Origin of the sequence: Nonomuraea thailandensis (assembly GCF_024172165.1) — a bacterium.
GTDB lineage: Bacteria > Actinomycetota > Actinomycetes > Streptosporangiales > Streptosporangiaceae > Nonomuraea > Nonomuraea thailandensis.
On record NZ_JAMZEB010000002.1, the window covers coordinates 1,011,837 to 1,028,010 of the forward strand.

Here is a 16,174-nt window from a genome sequence, read left to right on the forward strand (position 1 = left end):
CGCCGCCCGCTGGGATTTCGTGGCGGTATGGGAGGCTCTGCGCCATGAAGATTAGAAACGGGGTAATTGGCGACCTTGCCGCCATCGTTGCCCTGCACGTGGAGAGCTGGCGCTCGGCGTACGCGGGGATCATGCCCGGCAGCTTTCTGAACGGCCCTCTGAGCGACGACCGGCTGACGCTCTGGCGCGACCGGCTGGCATCGCCCGTGCGGGGGTCAGGGCTGCTCGTCGCGCACGACGGAGAAGGAGAGCTGCTCGGCTTCGCCTACCTGCTCCCCGCTCCCGGCGGGCGGATCCTGCTGGACAACCTCCACGTGCGGCCGGGCAGCACCGGCTCGGGCATCGGCTCACTGCTGCTGCGGCGCGGGCTGGCGTGGGCGGCGGACGAGCACCCCGGCAGGGAGGTCTACCTGGAGGTGCTCAGCGCGAACACGCGTGCCGTCGCCTTCTACGAACGGCACGGCGCACGCCGTACGGACGAGCGCGTGTGCCGTTTCCCGCAGGGCTTCGAGCTGCCCGAGTTCGAGTACGCCTGGCCGGTGAACTGACCGGCCAGGGCCGCGCCGCGACGCGCTCGGACCCGTGGGGCCCCTCAGAGGATCTTGCCGGGGTTGAGTATCCCGGCGGGGTCCAGCGCCGACTTGATCGCACGGTGCAGCGCCAGCACCCCCTCGCCCAGCTCGGCGTGCATCCCGCGCTTCTTCAGCAGGCCCACGCCGTGCTCGCCGGTGACCGTGCCGCCCAGCGCGATCGCGTCGTCCAGGATCGCCTCGAACGCCGACTGCGCGCGGGCGCGCGCCCCGTCGTCGCCGGCGGGCACGACGATGAGCGGGTGCAGGTTGCCGTCGCCCGCGTGCGCGATGTTGGCGATGTGCACCCCATGCGTACGGGCGTGCCCCTCGATCCGCGACAACATCTCGGGCACCAGGCCGCGGGGCACGCAGACGTCCTCGGTCAGCACCGGCCCCAGCCGTTCCAGCGCCGGGTAGGCCAGCCGCCGGGCGGCGAACAGCGCCTCGGCCTCCTCCGCGTCCGTCGAGCGGGTGCTGAAGACGGCGCCCGCCTCGTCGAAGCACGCCTGCAGCGCCCCGGCCTCCTGCTCGTCGCCGGTGTCGACCCGGCCGAGCAGCAGGACGTCGCCGAGGTCGGCCAGCCCCATGTTCTTCCAGTCGTCCACGGCCTGAAGGCAGTAGCGGTCGACCAGCTCCAGCGCGCTCGGCGTGAGGCCGGACGCCGCCGCGGCGGCCACCGCCCGCCCCGCGTCCACCAGGGAGCCGAACGCGCCGACGATCGTCTTCGGCGGGCTGTCCGGCAGCCGCAGCAGCCGCACGGTGATCTCGGTGATCACGCCGAGCGTGCCCTCGGAGCCGACGAACAGCCCGGCCAGGTCGTAGCCCGCCACGCCCTTCCTGGTCCTGCGGCCGACCCTCACCAGGTCACCGGCCGCCGTGACCACCTGGAGGCCCAGGACGTAGTCGCGGGTCACGCCGTACTTGACGCAGCAGACGCCGCCCGCGTTCGTGGCCGCGTTGCCGCCGATCGTGGACCACGGGGAGCTGGCCGGATCCGGCGGATACCACAGGCCGTGTCCGGCCGCGGCGGCCCGCAGGTGGTCGTTGACCACGCCGGGCTGCACGACGGCGAGCTGCTCGTCCGCGTCGATCTCCAGGACGCGGTCCATGCCGTCGAGGGCGAGCAGCACGCAGCCGTCCACGGCGTTCGCGCCGCCGGACAGGCCCGTGCCCGCGCCGCGTGGCACGACCGGCACCCGGTGCTCGGCGCAGAGCGCCACCACCCGGCGCACCTGCTCGGCGTCCTCGGGCCTGACCAGCGCGAGAGCCTTGCCCTGCGGGGCCCAGGCGGCCTGGTCGCGTGAGTACGCCGCCACCACGCCGGGGTCGAGGACGAGCCGGCCCTCGGGCAGGGCGGCGTCCAGAGCCTCAAGAAACTGCACGGTCAGCACCGTAACAAGACAGCCCGCCCTCGGGTCGTCCAGGCGGTAGCAGCAGCCTATTGCATAGGAAGCTTTCCTATTTAATACTGCGACCAGCGCAGCGTGTCGCGGTGCGCAGCTGGTACGCGTGACGCCCTGCCCCCCCGCCGACTCGGCATCCCACTGTCCGGAGGTCCCCGTGGCTCGTCGTGTCCTCACCCTCCTCGCCGCCGTGCTCGCCTGCCTCGGCACGCTCTCCGTCTCCGCCACGACCGCGCAGGCCGCGGTCGTGGAGGTGACGTACGGCCCGATCTCGCTCGGTGACTACTGCTCCGCCAAGGTCCACTCCTCCTCCACCATCGGCTTCTACAACGGCAGCCTGAGCTGCCACCGCTGGAGCACCGGCGGCTCGGGGACGACCCCCACCGGCACCGGCAGCGCCGCCGCCGCGTGCGCGTACTTCTACCCCTCCGCGACCTACCTCGGCCACGCGCAGGGCGCCGGCCAGGCGCTGATCTGCAGCTACTCGGTCTGACCCGCGCAGCCCCGGCCGCTTCCCCGCCTCCGGCCCCGCCAGGCCGAAGGCGGGGGTGCACATGACCGGGCCTTGAAGATCGCGCCGCTACGGTGGCAGCCATGTCTGACACACCCCGGCGCCGCAGCGTCCAATGGCAGGACGACACCGAGCACCTCAAGAACAGGCGCGACGCGGTCCACCGGATCGCCAGCGAGGCGCCCCGGCCGTCCGAGCCCGAGACGCCGCAGCAGGGCCACACACGCGAGCCGAACGAGAGCTCCTGACCGGCGCCTCACATTTCCGCGGTCCGCGCCGTCGGATGACTGAGAAGACAAGCGGCGCGGCCGGGCGAGCCGGTCGCGCGCGGATCCTTGACGGAGGACGCGATGACTTCCAGTGAATCCGAGATCAGGGCGCTGCTGGAGCGCCGGGTCGAGGCCTGCCAGGACAAGGACGTCGACCGGCTCATGTCCCTCTACTCTCCGGACGTCGTCTACTACGACGTCGTCCCCCCTCTGCGGTTCGCGGGGACCGAGGAGGTCCGCCGTAACTTCGTGCGGTGGTTCGACGAGTACGACGGCCCCATCAGCCTGGAGACCCACGACCTCACCATCGTGACCGATGCGGACGTGGCGTTCGTGAACATGCTCCATCTGGACAGCGGCACCCGCAAGAACGGGCAGCCGACCGCGATCTGGGTCCGATCGACGGTCTGCTGCCGGCGGTCGGGCGGCACGTGGTCGATCACGCACGAGCACATCTCGGTGCCGATCAACCCGGAGAACATGCGGGCCTGGTTCCCGCCGGAGGCGTGAGCAGGCTCGCGGTCAGGGGGAGTTCCTGGCGTCGTCGAGGACGCGGGCCGCCTCCCGCTCGTACGAGCCGCGGGAGGTCAGCACCACCAGGCCGCCGAGCACCATGGGCACGATCAGCGCGTACATGGCGACGAGCAGCGAGCCGGTGGCGTCGGAGGTCATGCCGACGATGAGCGGGCCGAAGGCGGCGCCGACCGTCAGCAGGAACTGCAGGACGGCGAAGCCGACGCCCCTCGACCCGGCCCCCACGACGTCGGCGATGCAGGCCGTGCACGTGGGGATCGCCATGGCGGAGATCGTGACGGCGAGCAGCAGCAGGATCACCAGCGCCACGGGGGAGCTCATCAGCAGGGCGATGCCGAGAAGGGACGAGCCGACGGTGATGCCGGCGCCGCCGACGAGCAGCCGGCCGCCCCTGATCCGGCCGTGCAGCCGCTTGCCCAGGTGGGAGCCGAGCACGGTGCCGGCGAGCACGCCCACGATGGTGACGCCGCCGCTGAGGCTGCTGGCGACGCCGGTCTCCATGCCGAAGCCGCGGACCATGAGGGACGGCAGCCAGAAGTAGACGCCGCCGAGGCCCAGGGTGAGGATCATCACGCCGAGGGCGACGCGGATCAGGGTGCGGGTGGCCAGGACCTGGCGTACCTGGGGCCAGAAGGGCGGCTTGCTCGCGACGCCGGCCGCCGGCGGCGTCTCCACCGCGACGGGCGGCGGCTCCATGGCTCCGGGCGGTGGAGCCTGCCGGGGCACGGCGGCGGCCATGATCCTGTCCATCTGGCCGCGCTGCGGCTCGCGCAGCCGCCAGACGAGGACGGCGGTCAGCGCTCCGGGGATCGCCATCAGCAGGAAGGCGGCCCGCCAGCCGAAGGCCTGGCCGATGACGCCGCCCAGCAGGGTGCCCACCCCGCCGAGGTAGGTGGTCATCCGCGTCCAGCCGTAGACCTGCATGCGGGTGGCGGCGGGGTAGAAGTCGGCGAGCAGGCTGCCGACGGCGGGGTTGTCGATGTTCTCGGCCGCCGCGAGCAGGACCCGGAACAGGTAGAAGACGGCGAACCCGGCCGCCAGGCCCGAGCCGAGCGTGGCCAGGGCCCAGCAGAGGACCACGATGGCGATGATCCTGGTACGGCTGTAGCGGTCGGCGAGGTAGCCGGCGGGCAGCGCGACGGCGGCGGCCGCCAGCGCCGCGGCGGTCGGGATGGACCCGGCCGCCGTGTCGCTGAACCCCCATTCGGCCTGCACCAGGGGCAGGACGCCGGACATCAGGTTGGCTTCGATGCGATCGACCATGCCCACGATGAACAGCACGACGAACGGCCCCCACCCGAAGGGATTGGGATCGGTCGCGGTGATGCCGCCTTGCGGTGGTGATCCGAGTCTGCGGCGTTCGCGGGCGACGGCCTTGACCATGAATTTCTCCTCCGCGGGTCGGTGCTCCCGGTGGTGCAGCGGACATGGGAACCCCCCGAACTCCGTTCTAAAACGAAGTTCTAGGAAGAGTGTCGTACATCACACTGCGTTTCACCAGTGCCAAGTGGAGGCTTGTGAAACTTCCGCCGCAGAGGCCCGCCTTACGCCGCCGTTCCCCTGCTCCGGCCCGTCAACGCCATGGCCCGTACGCGTCGCTCACCACCGCTGCCGGGCCTCCTCCGCCCAGCCGGTGAGGCCGTCGAGGTCGATCCAGGCCCCGTCGTCGGCCTGCGCCCGGCCGCTGAAGTGGCCGAAGCACTGGTGGGTCTCGGAGCCCACCACGCCCAGCTCGGTCCGCGAGATCTTCTCGTGGAACGGCGTGAACACCGCCTCCACCCGCGCGCCCGTGACCCGCCACGGCTTCAGCCAGTCGGCGCGGTCGTAGTGCCACGCCAGCTCCTCGCCGATCTTGTGCAGCCGCCCGTCGACGAACATGGCGTTCTCCGTCATCCCGGTGCCGTCGGTCCACTTGCCGCCGAGCTGGATCGCCCGCCCGGGCGCGCTGCCCGCCGCCCAGTTCCACACCATCGAGTACGGCCAGCGCCCGCGCCCGTGGTCCAGCACGGCGAACGAGTCCTGCTCCCTGATCTCGTGCTCGGCCGCCCCCAGCCGCAGCCGGCCGCGCACCGGACGCCCGACGTCCTTGACCGTGCACTGGAAGCGCCTGGGACCCCACGGGACCACGACGCCGAGCGACTCGTGCCCGTCGGGCAGCGGGATCTCCAGCTCGACCTCGACGCCGGGCGCCGCCGCCCGGACCGTGCTGCCGCCCGGGTGCTGGGAGATGTCGATGGCCAGCCCGTTCGCGCGGGCCGAGGCCGTGCCCTCGCCGCTGCGCTCCGGCATCGCGGTCCCGCGCGCCAGCGGCACCACCACGTCCTTGGACGTCTCCTCGCCGGTGGCGCGGTCGAGCACGTACAGGCCGTGCACGCCGGCGTAGTCGAGCGAGGACGCCACCAGACCGATCACGTGAGCGGGGGTGACCACGCCCCAGTACTCCCAGCGCTTGGTCCGGCCCCAGCCCCGCAGGTTCGCCCGGTGCAGCGGCCGCCGGGTCCAGCCGACCGCCTCGGGGTTGAGCCGCCCGTCGGGCAGGCAGAGGTCGACGGGGGCCGTGATCTGCCGCTCATGCGTCAACATGGGTGAAGGGTAGCGGTCCGCCCGGAAATGTCATGGTTGACAGGGCTTCCCGCCTCCCATGAAACTCTCCCGAAACAGATCACGCGCATACGGTAAACGTTTACAGCGCGGCGACACCATGCAGGCGTGGACCCGCGTGCGGACGACCCTGGACGACATGATCCGCACCAGGCGGATCCCGCCGGTCATCGCCGTCATGCCGGACGCCCCCTGGAGCGAGCGCGGCAACTGGTACGTGGACTCGCGCCACACCGGCGCCGGCCTCCCCGGCCGCCCGGTGGAGACGGCGCTGACCCGGGACCTGATCGCGCACGTGGACGCCACGTACCGGACGGCTCCCATCCGGCAGGCGCGCCTCGTCGGCGGCTACTCCATGGGCGGCGCGGGCGCGCTGCGGTTCGCGCTCGCGCACCAGGACCTGTTCGGCGCCGCCGCCGTGCTCAGCCCCGCCGTCTACACGCCGCTGCCGCCGTCCGACTCCTCCGCCCGCGACCACGGCGCGTTCGGCGAGGGTGGCGCGACGTTCTCGGCAGAGGTGTACCGGGAGCTCAACTATCCCGCCCTGCTCCCCGAGCTGGACCCGGACCTGCCCGTCCGGCTGTTCGTGGCGGTCGGCGACGACGAGTACGCCAACCCCGATCCCGCAGACGCCCGCCACGACCTCGACTTCGAGTCCGCCGCCCTCTACAACGCCGTCAGGCGCTCGCCGGCGATCTCCGCCCAGCTCCGCGTCCTGGACGGCGGCCACGACTGGACGGTCTGGACGCCCGCCTTCGAGCAGGCCATGGCGGAGCTCGGCCCCGGCCTGAGCACCACGCCGCCGACCGGCCTGCCCGCCCCGCTGCACGGCACGCCCGCCACCGACTGGGCCGGCGGCGTCGCCGCCCACGCCGACGGCTCCCTGACCGTCGCCTACGCCGCGTCCGGCCCGGTCGACGGGCAGCCGCACGCCGGCCGCCTCGACGCCGTGGTGGCCCGTCCCGGGACATGGACCAGGCAGCTCGGGACGGCGGCGGACGAGCGCCTGTACGGCCTCGCGCCCCTGCCCGACGGAGGCGTGCTCGCGGCCGGCTACACCAAGGGCGACCTGGACGGCCGGCACCCCGGCAACGCCACCGACGACGCGTTCGTGGCCAGGCTCGACGCGAACGGCGAGGTGCGCTGGCTCACCCAGTTCGGCGCGCCGGACGCGGCCGACCGCCTGTACGGCCTGACCGCCGCCCCCGACGGGGGCGCCTACGTCGCCGGCTACACCAAGGGGGCGCTCGACGGCGCCGGCGCCGGGGACAAGGACGCCATCGCCGCCCGCCTCACACCCGGCGGCGAGGTGGCGTGGATCCGCCAGTACGGCGGCCCCGGCGAGGACAAGGCGACGGGCGTCGCCGCCGACGCCACCACCGTCTACCTGACCGGCAGCGCCACCGCCGCCCTGCCCGGCACGACCGCCCTCGGCGGCCTGGACGGCTGGATCGCCGCCTACTCCACGGCCGGCGCCAGGACCTGGGCCACCACCGCCGGAGGGCCCGGCGACGACCGGCTGAACGCGGTCACGCTCACCACGGCGGGCCTGGCCGTCGCCACGGGCGTCTCGGCGGGCGACGCGCTCACCGTCGCCCACACCGCCTCGGGCAGGCGGCGCTGGGAGCACACGCTCGCCACGCCGTCGGCCGACGAGGGCGCCGCCGTGACCCCGCTGCCCGGCGGAGAGGTGATGGTCGCCGGTTACACCAGGGGCCGGGTCGGCGTGCAGGCGGGCGGCGCCGACGTGCTGACCCTGCGGCTGGACGCCCGGGGCGGGCAACTCGCCGCGGCCCAGCTCGGGACGGCCCGCGACGACGCCGTCGATCCGTTCGCCGAGCCCAACCTGTACGCGGCGACGACGGCCTCGGGGCAGGTGGCGGTCTCGGGCCTGACGTACGGGGCGCCGGAGGGCGGCGACGCCCCGGGCAACGGCGACGTCTTCCTCGCCACCCTGCCGGGCTGACCCGCCGCTCCGGCCCGCCGGGCGACTACTCCCTTCGGTGCAGGGCGTACGGCGAACGGTGCAAGATCAGGTGACGGCCGATGGACGACGCGCTCCGGAGGCGGCCCGGCCTAGCGTTTGCGCCGAGCCGACAGACGAGCCATCGGAGGGATCATCATGATCAGGAAAGTCGTCACCGCGATCGCCGGGCTGAGCCTGACCGCGGGCCTGACCGCCGGCCTGGCCGGGTCGGTGAGCGCCCCGGCGGGCGCCACCGGCGGCGCGGTGGGGGCCGCCGCGCCCAAGCCGCCGAAGGGTGCCAGGGCGGTGGTCCGGGTCAGCCCCAACCCCACCGCCGAGCGCGGCCAGGAGGTGACGATCACCGGCCACTGCGGGGGCGGCACGGGACTCAAGGCCGTGATCGCGGGCCTCGACAGGAAGCGCCCCGTGCTGGAGAACGTCCGTATCGTCAAGGACGACCCCAAGGGTTTCGTGGCCAAGGGGACGCTCTCGTCCAGGATCGGGAACGGCGTCGGCCCCGTCTTCGTGGACTGCGGCGGCGAGGCCGGCGTGACCCTCCTGGTCACGCACGTCTGACGTGATCCCCGCATCCTCGGAGAAGGGGCGTCCGCGCATGGCCGGAGCGCCGCCACGGCCCGAACCCGCACCCGTCAGGCGCCTGACCACGATCACCGACGTCGCGCTGGCCGCGGGCACCCTCGTCTTCTTCGTCGCGGTCGCCCAGGCCACCGGCGTTCACAGCCGCTCGCAGGGCCTGACGCCCCTCGGCCCCTGGCAGGGGACGATCCAGCTCGGCCTGTTCCTGGGGGCGCTCCTGCTGGTCAGGCGCCGGTGGCCGATGACCGTGCTGCTGCTGTCGGTCTGCGGGATGTTCGCCTACCACGCCCTGGCGGGCATCCTGTCTCCCGCGGGCTGGATCTGGCCGGTCGCGGTCGCCTACTTCACCGCCGCCACCACGCCCCGCGTGCGCTGGGCGGCCGCCGTCGGCGTGGCCCAGCTCGTCCACTCCGCGATCGACGCCCGCGTCATCCTGGACAAGAACCTGATCCGCTACGTGATCCACGTCGCGGGGGAGGGGCTGCTCCTGGCGGCCCTCATCGCCGCGGGCCTCACGTACGCCGCCGCGACGCGCAGGCGCGAGCGGATGCGTGAGATGGACGGCCGGGCGCGCGCAGCGGAGGAACGCCCGCGCGTCTCGCACGAGGTCCACGACGCCGTCGCCCACACGCTGGCCGTCGTCGGCGTCCAGCTCAACGTCGCCGCCGACGCCCTCGACGAGGGCGACCCGGCCGCGGCGGCCACCGCGCTGCGCCTGGCCAAGGACGTGCGGAACCGGGCGATGGCCGACCTGCGCTCCCTCAACACCACTCTGCGCGAGGACTCCGGCGGCACCGCGCCGCACCCCGATCTGGCCGGCCTCGGCACGCTCGTCGCCGACGCCCGCGCCGCCGGGCTGGAGGTGACGCTGGACGAGCGCGGCGACCCCGCCGCCGTCCCGGCCATGCCCGCCATCGCCGTCTACGAATCGTCCAGGAGTCGCTCGCCAACACGCTCAAGCACGCGGACGCGAGCAGGGCCGAGGTGACGATCGACTACCGGCCGGACGCGGTCACCGTCGAGATCACCGACGACGGCCGTGGCGCTCCGGCGCCGGCCGGGGGCCACGGGCTGGCCGGCATGCGCGAGCGCGTGAGCGCACTCGGGGGCGTGCTCACCGCGGGGCCGGTGCCCGGCGGCTTCGCCGTGCGGATGGCCGCGAGCACCCGCCCCGACGTCGTCCTCATGGACATCCGCATGCCGGGCACCGACGGGATCACCGCCACCCGCCGCATCGTCGCCGGCCGGGCCGTTCCCGGCTGCCGGGTCATCATCCTGACCACGTTCGACAGCGACGAGCACGTCTTCGCCGCCCTGCGCGCCGGGGCCAGCGGCTTCCTCACCAAGGAGGTCGAGCCCGCCGAACTGCGCCGGGCGGTCGCCGCGGTCGCCGCGGGGGACGCGCTGCTGTCACCGGGCGTGACCCGCCGCGTCGTCGAGCAGTTCGCCCACCGGCAGGACCTCTCGCCCGGCGCGGGGGAGCGGCTGGCCGCCCTGACCTCACGGGAGCGGGAGGCGGTCAGGCTCGTGGCGCTCGGCCTGTCCAACCACGAGATCGCCGAGCGCCTGGTGATCAGCCCGCTCACCGCCAAGACCCACATCACCAGGGCCATCGCCAAGCTGGACGTGCGCGACAGGGTGCAGCTCGTCATCCTGGCCTACGAGAGCGGTCTGGTACGCCCCGGCGGATGAACGCCTTGACTTCATGTTGACATTAACTTGCAGACTTGCCTCCACGTCCAGCGATCACCGCTCATGGAGGCACACATGTACGACGCCGTCATCACCGGCGGCGGCCCGGCCGGGATGGCCGCCGCCCTCACCCTGGGACGGGTCCACCGCACGGTGCTGCTGATCGACGCGGGAGAAGGCCGCAACGCGCCCGCCGACAACGTGCACAACTTCCTGACCCGCGACGGCACCCCGCCCGCCGAGCTGCGCAGGCTCGGCCGCGCGGAACTGGCCGCCTACCCGGCGGTACGGATCAGGACGGGTACGGTCACCGGCGCCCGCGCCCTGCCGGACGGCGGCTTCGGCCTTGAGCTGTCCGGCGGCGGCACGGCGGACGCGCGCCGCCTGCTGCTGGCCACCGGGCTGGCCGACGAGCTCCCCGGCCCGCGCGGCGTGGCGGCGCTGTGGGGCCGCTCGGCCTTCCACTGCCCCTACTGCCACGGCTACGAGTGCACCGGCCGGCGGGTCGCGGTGCTCGGCGCCGAGCCGGCCCGGGCACGGCTGGCCCTGCAGCTGAGCCGCTTCGCCGCCGACGTCGTGCTCTGCACCGGCGGCCGGCCGCTCGACCCCGCGCTCCACGCCACACTGACGTCGAACGGCGTGGGCGTGCGCTGCGAGCCCGTCATCCGCCTGGAAGGCGCGGGGGGCCGGTTGGGACGGATCGTCCTCGCCGGCGCGGCGCCGCTGGCCAGGGACGCCGTGTTCGTCGTCAACGTGCCGCGCCAGCGCTCTGGCCTGGCCGAGCGGCTCGGCTGCGCGCGCTTCGCCGACGGCTGCGTGGAGGTGGACGAGTTCGCCCGGACCAGCGTCCCCGGCGTGTACGCGGCCGGCGACATGGCGCGGCGGGCCACCGTCCCGATGCCGGTGGCGGCGGTCGTCGGCGCGGCGGCGGCCGGCACGATCGCCGCGGCAGCCATCGACCAGGACCTGCTCAGCGCCGACTTCGGCCTGCCCGCCCCGTTCGCGAAGGGCTGAGCACGATGTCCACGGCCCTCGCGCGCACGAAGGCGGCCGACGTGCCGCTCGCCACGGCCGGCCTGCTGATCGGCCTCCTGCTGTCCGTCCTGGACCAGACCGTCGTGGCCATCGCGCTGCCCGGCATCGCCGCCGACCTGGGCGGCATGGACACGATCGGCTGGATCGTCACCTCGTACATGCTGGCCTCCACCGCGACCGGCGCCCTGTACGGCCGCGTCAGCGACCGGTTCGGCCGGCGGCCGGTGTTCCTCGTCGCGGTGGCGGGCTTCGTCGCCGGCTCCGCCCTGTGCGGCCTGGCCCAGACGGCGCCCCAGCTCATCGCGGCCAGGACGCTGCAGGGCATCGGCGCGGGCGCGCTGTTCGTGCTGCCCACGATCGCCCTGTCGGAGCTGTACCCGCAGCGCCTGCGCGGCCGGGTGCAGGGCTTCACCGGCGGCGTGTTCGCCCTGGCCGGCCTGGGCGGCCCGCTCGTCGGCGGCGCCATCACCGACGCCTGGGGCTGGCGCTGGATCTTCTACGTCAACCTGCCGCTGGGCCTGCTCGCCCTGGCCCTGGCCGCGTACGCGCTGCGGCTGCCCAGGCCGGGCGGCGACGGCAAGGTGGACGTGGCCGGCGCCGTGCTGCTCGCGGGGGCGACGGTGAGCCTGCTGCTGGTGGCCGAATGGGGCGGCCGCACGTACGCGTGGAACTCCGGCGTGATCGTCGCGCTCGCCGGGACGCTGGTGGCTCTGGCGGTCCTGTTCGTGTGGCGCGAACGGCGGGCGAGCAACCCGCTGCTGCCGCTCCGGCTGTTCGCCGACCGCGTGCTGCGGGTGGTGCTGCCCGCCGCCGCGCTGCTCGGCGCGCTGCTCGGCGGCTCGATCGTCTACCTGCCGACGTTCCTGCAGAGCGCGTACGGCATGGGCGCCACCCAGGCGGGCCTGGCGCTCAACCCGTACGTCCTGACGTTCATGGCGGTCTCCTCGCTGGCCGGCGCCCGCATCGGCGCGAGCGGCCGGTTCCGGCCCTACCTGATCGCCGGGGCTGCGATCGCGGTGCTGGGATTCGTCCTGCTCGGCCGGATCACCCCCGGCACCCCCTACGTCCTGTTCGCGGCCGCGATCGCGGTGCTGGGGGCCGGGTTCGGGCTGCTGATGCAGAACGTGGTGGTCGTCGCGCAGAACGCGGCGTCCCCGGAGGATCTGGCCGCCACCACCTCCGCCGTGGTGTCCGTCCGCGGCCTCGGCCTCTCGCTCGGGGTGGCGCTCTTCGGCAGCCTGCTCGCCCGCGAGCTGCGGGGCCGCGCGCCCGGCCCGCGGGCGACCGCCGAGGCCATCCCCGACGTGCTGTTCTGGGGCGCTCCGGCCGCCGCCGCCCTGGTGGTGCTGCTGGCGCTGCTGCCGGGCAAGGCCCGTCGCCCCTGAGCGCGTCACCGGCGGGCGGCGCGCCGCCGGCGGGGCGGCAGTGGCTCGATCAGGTCCTCCATGGTGCAGTCCAGGATGTCCAGCAGCGCCATCAGCGTACGGAGGCTGAGCCGCTCCGGTTTCTCCGCCACCAGGCGGTACACCTGGCTCGCAGACAGGTCGACGCCGCGCTCGGCCAGCGGCGGGCGCAGGTCGGTGGTGGAGAACATGCCGCGGGCGGCCATGACCTCCCGCAGCCGCCACCGGTAGTCCAGCGCGCCCGTCACTGCAGCCGTCCGAGCTGGCGGCGGGAGGTGATGCCCAGCTTGGCGAAGACCTTGCCGAGGTGGTACTCGACGGTCTTGGGGCTGACGACCAGGCGGCCGGCGATCTCCTTGTTCGTCAGGCCCTCGCGGACCAGCCGCACGATCTGCGCCTCGTGCGGCGTGAGCGGGTCGGCGGCCTCGGCCGGACGCCGGTGCGCGGGCTCGCCTGCCGCCGACAGCTCGCTCTCCGCCCGGCCGGCGAACCCCGCCATGCCCATCCCCGTGAACAGCTCCCAGGCCGTGCGCAACGGCTGCCGCGCGTCGGCCGCGCGGCCCTCGCGGCGCAGCCACGCGCCGTGGAGCAGGTGGGCGCGGGCCAGGTCGGGGCGCATGCGGGTGCGGCCGAGCCGGTCGATCGCCTCACGGAACCGGCCTTCGGCCTCGGCGCCCTCGCTGAGCAGCGCCCGGGACCTGGCCTCGACCCCGAGGGCCCAGTCGGTGCCGCTCGCCTGCGTGGTGGCGGCGAGCCGGTCGAGCGCCCAGGCGGCGAGGTCGCGCTCGCCGCTGTGCACGGCGGCCTCCACGAGCTCGGCCGGCGCCCAGTGCGCGGCGGCGCCCGGCGCGGGGTGGTGGGCGCAGGCGCGCACGGCGGCCGTCCGGGCCTGCTCGTACTGGCCGAGGCCGTTGTGGAGGACGGCTCTCAGCCACTGGGCGGCTCCCGCGTCGCAGGCCGCGGCCTCGCCCGTCAGGACGTCGGCCAGGTGTTCCGCCTCGGCCTGCCGCCCCTGCCACGCGGCCAGGGCCAGCGCACCGCCCGCCGGCCCCCCGGCCAGGGTGAGCGCGCCGCCCGCCGGCCCCCCGGCCAGGGTGAGCGCGCCGCCCGCCGGCCTCACGGCCAGGGTGAGCGCGCCGCCCGCCGGGCCCGAGAAGCCGGTGAGGGCGTGGATCTGCTCGTGCAGCGACGCCGCCTCGTCCAGGCGGCCCTCGAAGGCGAGCATGACGAGCCGCGTGCTCAGCGCCAGGGGCAGCAGGGCGAGTGCGCCGGTCTCGCGGACGAGCCGGAGGTGGCGATCCGCCAGCCGGACGGCCGACCTGTCGTCCCAGGCGGCCACGGCGATCGTGTGAGCGGCCCACGACCAGCGCAGCCGCTCCGTGTCGGGGACGTCCTCGCTGAGGAAGGCGGTCAGGGCCCGGCGCATCGCCGGTGCCGCGTCGCGGGCGTCCTGGGTGAGGTGCTGGGTGAGGGCGTCGAGCAGGAGATCCGCGGCCCGGGGTGCGCCGGGTGCGGGCGGGGCCGTACGGGCGGCCGCCGCGACCTCCGTCAGGCCGCAGCCCACGTCCGGGAGGCCGGGACAGTGGTGTGAGAGTCCGGGGCCCTGGTTCGGGAGGGTGCGGATCGCGGCGGACAGGGCGTGCAGGTACGTGTCGCGGGCGAGGGCGGCGTCCAGGGGCTCGAACCGCCTGGCGGCGGCGAGCAGCATCGGCGCGGCGGAGCCGTCAGCGGTCATCGTGATCTCGGCGCGCAGGAGTTCGGCGTGGGCGAGCCGCAACTCGTCCGGCGGCCCCGCCTCGGCCGAGGCCAGCAGCGCCAGCGCCGGCTCCGAGGCGCCGGCCAGGTGATGGGCGCGGGCGGCGGCCAGGGCGCGTCCGGCCCGGCGGTGGGGGTCGGGGGTGAGGACGACCGCTCGCTCCAGGAAGGCGGCGACGGCCGCCAGGCCGCCGCGGGCCCGCGCGCGGGCTGCGGAGCGTTCGAGCTCCGCGGCGATCTGCTCGTCCGGTTGCGCGGTGGCGTGCGCGCGGTGCCAGGCGCGCCGGTCCGGGGCGGCGCCGGGGTCGGTCGCCTCGGCCAGAGCCTGGTGCGCCTGGCGGCGTTCCTCCGGCAGGGCCGCCTGGTAGATGGCCGAGCGCAGCAGCGGGTGCCGGAAGCGCACCCGTACGCCGAGGGCGATCAGGTCGCCGGCCTCCCCGAGCGCCGCCATGCCCAGGCCGAGCCGGGCGGCCGCCCGCCACAGCAGCGCCGGATCGCCGAGCGGCTCGGCGGCCGCCAGCAGCAGCAATCGCCGGGTGTGCCTCGACAGGCGGCCGAGCTGCCGCCGGAAGCCGTCCTCCACCCGGCCCGGCAGCGCCCGCGCGGCCGGCAGCCCGTACCCGCCCGCCAGCGTCCACGCGGCCGGCAGCCCGTATCCGCCCGCCGGAGTCCACGCGGGCGGCGCCTTCAGCCCGCCGGACGGCGTCGGCGTGGCCGGCAGCCCGTACCCGCCGGCCGGGCCGGGGCCGGTGAACGCGTGCACCAGCTCCAGCAGCGCCAGCGGATTGCCCCGAGCCTCGGCGATCAGCCTGTCCCTGACCTGCTCGTCCAGCGGGCCGGGCACCACCGAGCGCAGCAGCGCGTGGGCGTCGTCCGGAGGCAGGCCCGTTACGTCCATCACCGGCAGCCCGGACAACGTGCCCGCCGCCCCCGGCGGCCTGTCCGCCGGTCCGGCCGGCTCGTACGGCGGCTGCCCCGGCAGCGGGTACGCCTCCTCGCTGTCGCGGAGCGCGAACACGCAGGCCACCCGCTCGGCGAGCAGCCGCCGCGCGACGAAGGCGAGCACCTGAGCCGAGGCCTGATCCAGCCACTGGGCGTCGTCGATCACGCACACCAGCGGGCGCTCCTCGGCCGCCGCCGCGAGCAGGCTGAGCACGGCCAGGCTGAGCAGCAGCCGATCCGGCGCCGGCCCCTCCCGCCACCCGAACGCCGTGCCGAGCGCGGCGCTCTGCGGTTCCGGCAGGCCGTCCAGCAGGTCGAGCAGCGGTGCGCAGAGCGAGTACAGCGCCGCGAACGCCACCTCCATCTCCGGCTGCACCCCCGCGGCGCACACCACCCGGCACCCGGAGGCCCGCGCGGCCAGGTGCTCCAGCAGCGCCGACTTGCCCACGCCCGCCTCGCCGCGCACCACCAGCGCCCGGCTCCGGCCGGCGCGCACGTCGGCCAGCAGCCGGTCGAGCGCCTCGCACTCGATCCGCCGCCCCAGCAGCCCGTTCCTGAGCCCCAGCAGCCCCGCTCTGAAGCCGAGCAATCCCTCCGTGAAGCCGACCAGCCCGGCGTCCGGCCCGCCGAGCCCCCCAGCCTCACGGCCCAGCGGCCCGGCGGCCTTCGTGCCAGGGCGGTCGAAGCCGCCGGTCAGGCCGCCGCCATCGCCCAGGGCCGCGGGCTCCACGCGACGCCCGCTCACGTTCTCCAGAAGATCGAGGCTCGACTTCCCCAGCATCCCGCCATGGCCTCCCATCACGCCTTCAACCCCTGATGGTTGAAAACCGTACGAGCGGTGGCGGGAGGTCAGCGTACGTAGGAGTACGTAATACTGCCGCCAGGGGAGGGCGA

At 74.8% G+C, this 16,174-nt stretch carries 15 protein-coding genes; 10 read left to right on the forward strand and 5 right to left on the reverse strand.

The annotated features are described in order from the left end of the window. Positions 1 to 44 precede the first annotated feature (44 nt). Entirely contained in the window at positions 45 to 548 is a 504-nt protein-coding gene (locus tag HD597_RS08710) for a GNAT family N-acetyltransferase (RefSeq protein ID WP_253741315.1), read from the forward strand. Positions 549 to 592: 44 nt separating this feature from the next. On the opposite strand, the gene HD597_RS08715 is transcribed toward HD597_RS08710, so the two are convergent. After that, the gene (locus HD597_RS08715) at positions 593 to 1,954 is read right to left on the reverse strand and encodes an FAD-binding oxidoreductase (RefSeq protein ID WP_308210579.1); all 1,362 of its coding nucleotides are present in this window, start codon (positions 1,952 to 1,954) and stop codon (positions 593 to 595) included. Positions 1,955 to 2,132: 178 nt separating this feature from the next. Here HD597_RS08715 and HD597_RS08720 point away from each other — a divergent pair, with 178 nt between their 5' ends. The 3 genes from HD597_RS08720 (at position 2,133) to HD597_RS08730 (ending at position 3,265) form a co-directional block, all read left to right on the forward strand. Further along, the gene (locus tag HD597_RS08720; RefSeq protein WP_253741317.1) at positions 2,133 to 2,468 is read left to right on the forward strand and encodes a hypothetical protein; all 336 of its coding nucleotides are present in this window, start codon (positions 2,133 to 2,135) and stop codon (positions 2,466 to 2,468) included. Positions 2,469 to 2,569: 101 nt separating this feature from the next. Beyond that, entirely contained in the window at positions 2,570 to 2,734 is a 165-nt protein-coding gene (locus tag HD597_RS08725) for a hypothetical protein (RefSeq protein ID WP_253741319.1), read from the forward strand. A gap of 102 nt (positions 2,735 to 2,836) precedes the next feature. Beyond that, positions 2,837 to 3,265 (forward strand): YybH family protein, encoded by a 429-nt coding sequence (locus tag HD597_RS08730; protein WP_253741321.1) that lies wholly within the window; start codon positions 2,837 to 2,839, stop codon positions 3,263 to 3,265. 12 nt (positions 3,266 to 3,277) lie between these two features. Here HD597_RS08730 and HD597_RS08735 read toward each other — a convergent pair whose 3' ends face one another. Beyond that, complete coding sequence (locus HD597_RS08735) at positions 3,278 to 4,672, reverse strand: MFS transporter (RefSeq protein ID WP_253741323.1); 1,395 nt, start codon at positions 4,670 to 4,672, stop codon at positions 3,278 to 3,280. A gap of 216 nt (positions 4,673 to 4,888) precedes the next feature. Beyond that, entirely contained in the window at positions 4,889 to 5,872 is a 984-nt protein-coding gene (locus HD597_RS08740) for a DUF2804 domain-containing protein (RefSeq protein WP_253741325.1), read from the reverse strand. A 118-nt stretch (positions 5,873 to 5,990) separates the two neighbouring features. Between HD597_RS08740 and HD597_RS64325 the strand changes: the two genes are divergently transcribed. The 6 genes from HD597_RS64325 to HD597_RS08770 all read left to right on the forward strand — a co-directional run bounded on the left by HD597_RS64325 (position 5,991) and on the right by HD597_RS08770 (position 12,565). Continuing rightward, positions 5,991 to 7,856: an alpha/beta hydrolase-fold protein gene (locus tag HD597_RS64325; protein ID WP_276082860.1), complete on the forward strand. Its 1,866-nt coding sequence runs from the start codon at positions 5,991 to 5,993 to the stop codon at positions 7,854 to 7,856. A gap of 156 nt (positions 7,857 to 8,012) precedes the next feature. Beyond that, positions 8,013 to 8,432, forward strand: coding sequence for a hypothetical protein (locus HD597_RS08750; protein ID WP_253741327.1), 420 nt, complete (start codon positions 8,013 to 8,015; stop codon positions 8,430 to 8,432). A gap of 37 nt (positions 8,433 to 8,469) precedes the next feature. Beyond that, entirely contained in the window at positions 8,470 to 9,441 is a 972-nt protein-coding gene (locus HD597_RS08755; protein WP_253741329.1) for a histidine kinase, read from the forward strand. Then, positions 9,438 to 10,145: a response regulator gene (locus HD597_RS08760; protein WP_253741331.1), complete on the forward strand. Its 708-nt coding sequence runs from the start codon at positions 9,438 to 9,440 to the stop codon at positions 10,143 to 10,145. Before HD597_RS08755 ends, HD597_RS08760 begins: the two co-directional genes overlap by 4 nt. A gap of 75 nt (positions 10,146 to 10,220) precedes the next feature. After that, the gene (locus HD597_RS08765; protein ID WP_253741332.1) at positions 10,221 to 11,159 is read left to right on the forward strand and encodes an NAD(P)/FAD-dependent oxidoreductase; all 939 of its coding nucleotides are present in this window, start codon (positions 10,221 to 10,223) and stop codon (positions 11,157 to 11,159) included. A 5-nt stretch (positions 11,160 to 11,164) separates the two neighbouring features. After that, positions 11,165 to 12,565 carry a DHA2 family efflux MFS transporter permease subunit gene (locus HD597_RS08770; protein ID WP_253741334.1) on the forward strand — a complete coding sequence of 467 codons (1,401 nt, stop codon included), beginning with the start codon at positions 11,165 to 11,167 and terminating at the stop codon, positions 12,563 to 12,565. A 5-nt stretch (positions 12,566 to 12,570) separates the two neighbouring features. On the opposite strand, the gene HD597_RS08775 is transcribed toward HD597_RS08770, so the two are convergent. After that, entirely contained in the window at positions 12,571 to 12,831 is a 261-nt protein-coding gene (locus tag HD597_RS08775) for a helix-turn-helix domain-containing protein (protein WP_253741335.1), read from the reverse strand. Then, positions 12,828 to 16,061 (reverse strand): helix-turn-helix transcriptional regulator, encoded by a 3,234-nt coding sequence (locus HD597_RS64330; RefSeq protein WP_276082861.1) that lies wholly within the window; start codon positions 16,059 to 16,061, stop codon positions 12,828 to 12,830. The genes HD597_RS08775 and HD597_RS64330 overlap by 4 nt, the downstream gene beginning before the upstream one ends. Positions 16,062 to 16,174 lie beyond the last annotated feature (113 nt).

Coding starts and splice junctions, on each gene's coding strand:
- HD597_RS08730 (WP_253741321.1), top strand. CDS start 2,837: ATGACTTCCAGTGAATCCGAGATCAGGGCGCTGCTGGAGCGCCGGGTC.
- HD597_RS08750 (WP_253741327.1), top strand. CDS start 8,013: ATGATCAGGAAAGTCGTCACCGCGATCGCCGGGCTGAGCCTGACCGCG.
- HD597_RS64325 (WP_276082860.1), top strand. CDS start 5,991: ATGCAGGCGTGGACCCGCGTGCGGACGACCCTGGACGACATGATCCGC.
- HD597_RS08765 (WP_253741332.1), top strand. CDS start 10,221: ATGTACGACGCCGTCATCACCGGCGGCGGCCCGGCCGGGATGGCCGCC.
- HD597_RS08735 (WP_253741323.1), bottom strand. CDS start 4,672: ATGGTCAAGGCCGTCGCCCGCGAACGCCGCAGACTCGGATCACCACCG.
- HD597_RS64330 (WP_276082861.1), bottom strand. CDS start 16,061: ATGCTGGGGAAGTCGAGCCTCGATCTTCTGGAGAACGTGAGCGGGCGT.
- HD597_RS08725 (WP_253741319.1), top strand. CDS start 2,570: ATGTCTGACACACCCCGGCGCCGCAGCGTCCAATGGCAGGACGACACC.
- HD597_RS08710 (WP_253741315.1), top strand. CDS start 45: ATGAAGATTAGAAACGGGGTAATTGGCGACCTTGCCGCCATCGTTGCC.
- HD597_RS08770 (WP_253741334.1), top strand. CDS start 11,165: ATGTCCACGGCCCTCGCGCGCACGAAGGCGGCCGACGTGCCGCTCGCC.
- HD597_RS08755 (WP_253741329.1), top strand. CDS start 8,470: ATGGCCGGAGCGCCGCCACGGCCCGAACCCGCACCCGTCAGGCGCCTG.
- HD597_RS08740 (WP_253741325.1), bottom strand. CDS start 5,872: ATGTTGACGCATGAGCGGCAGATCACGGCCCCCGTCGACCTCTGCCTG.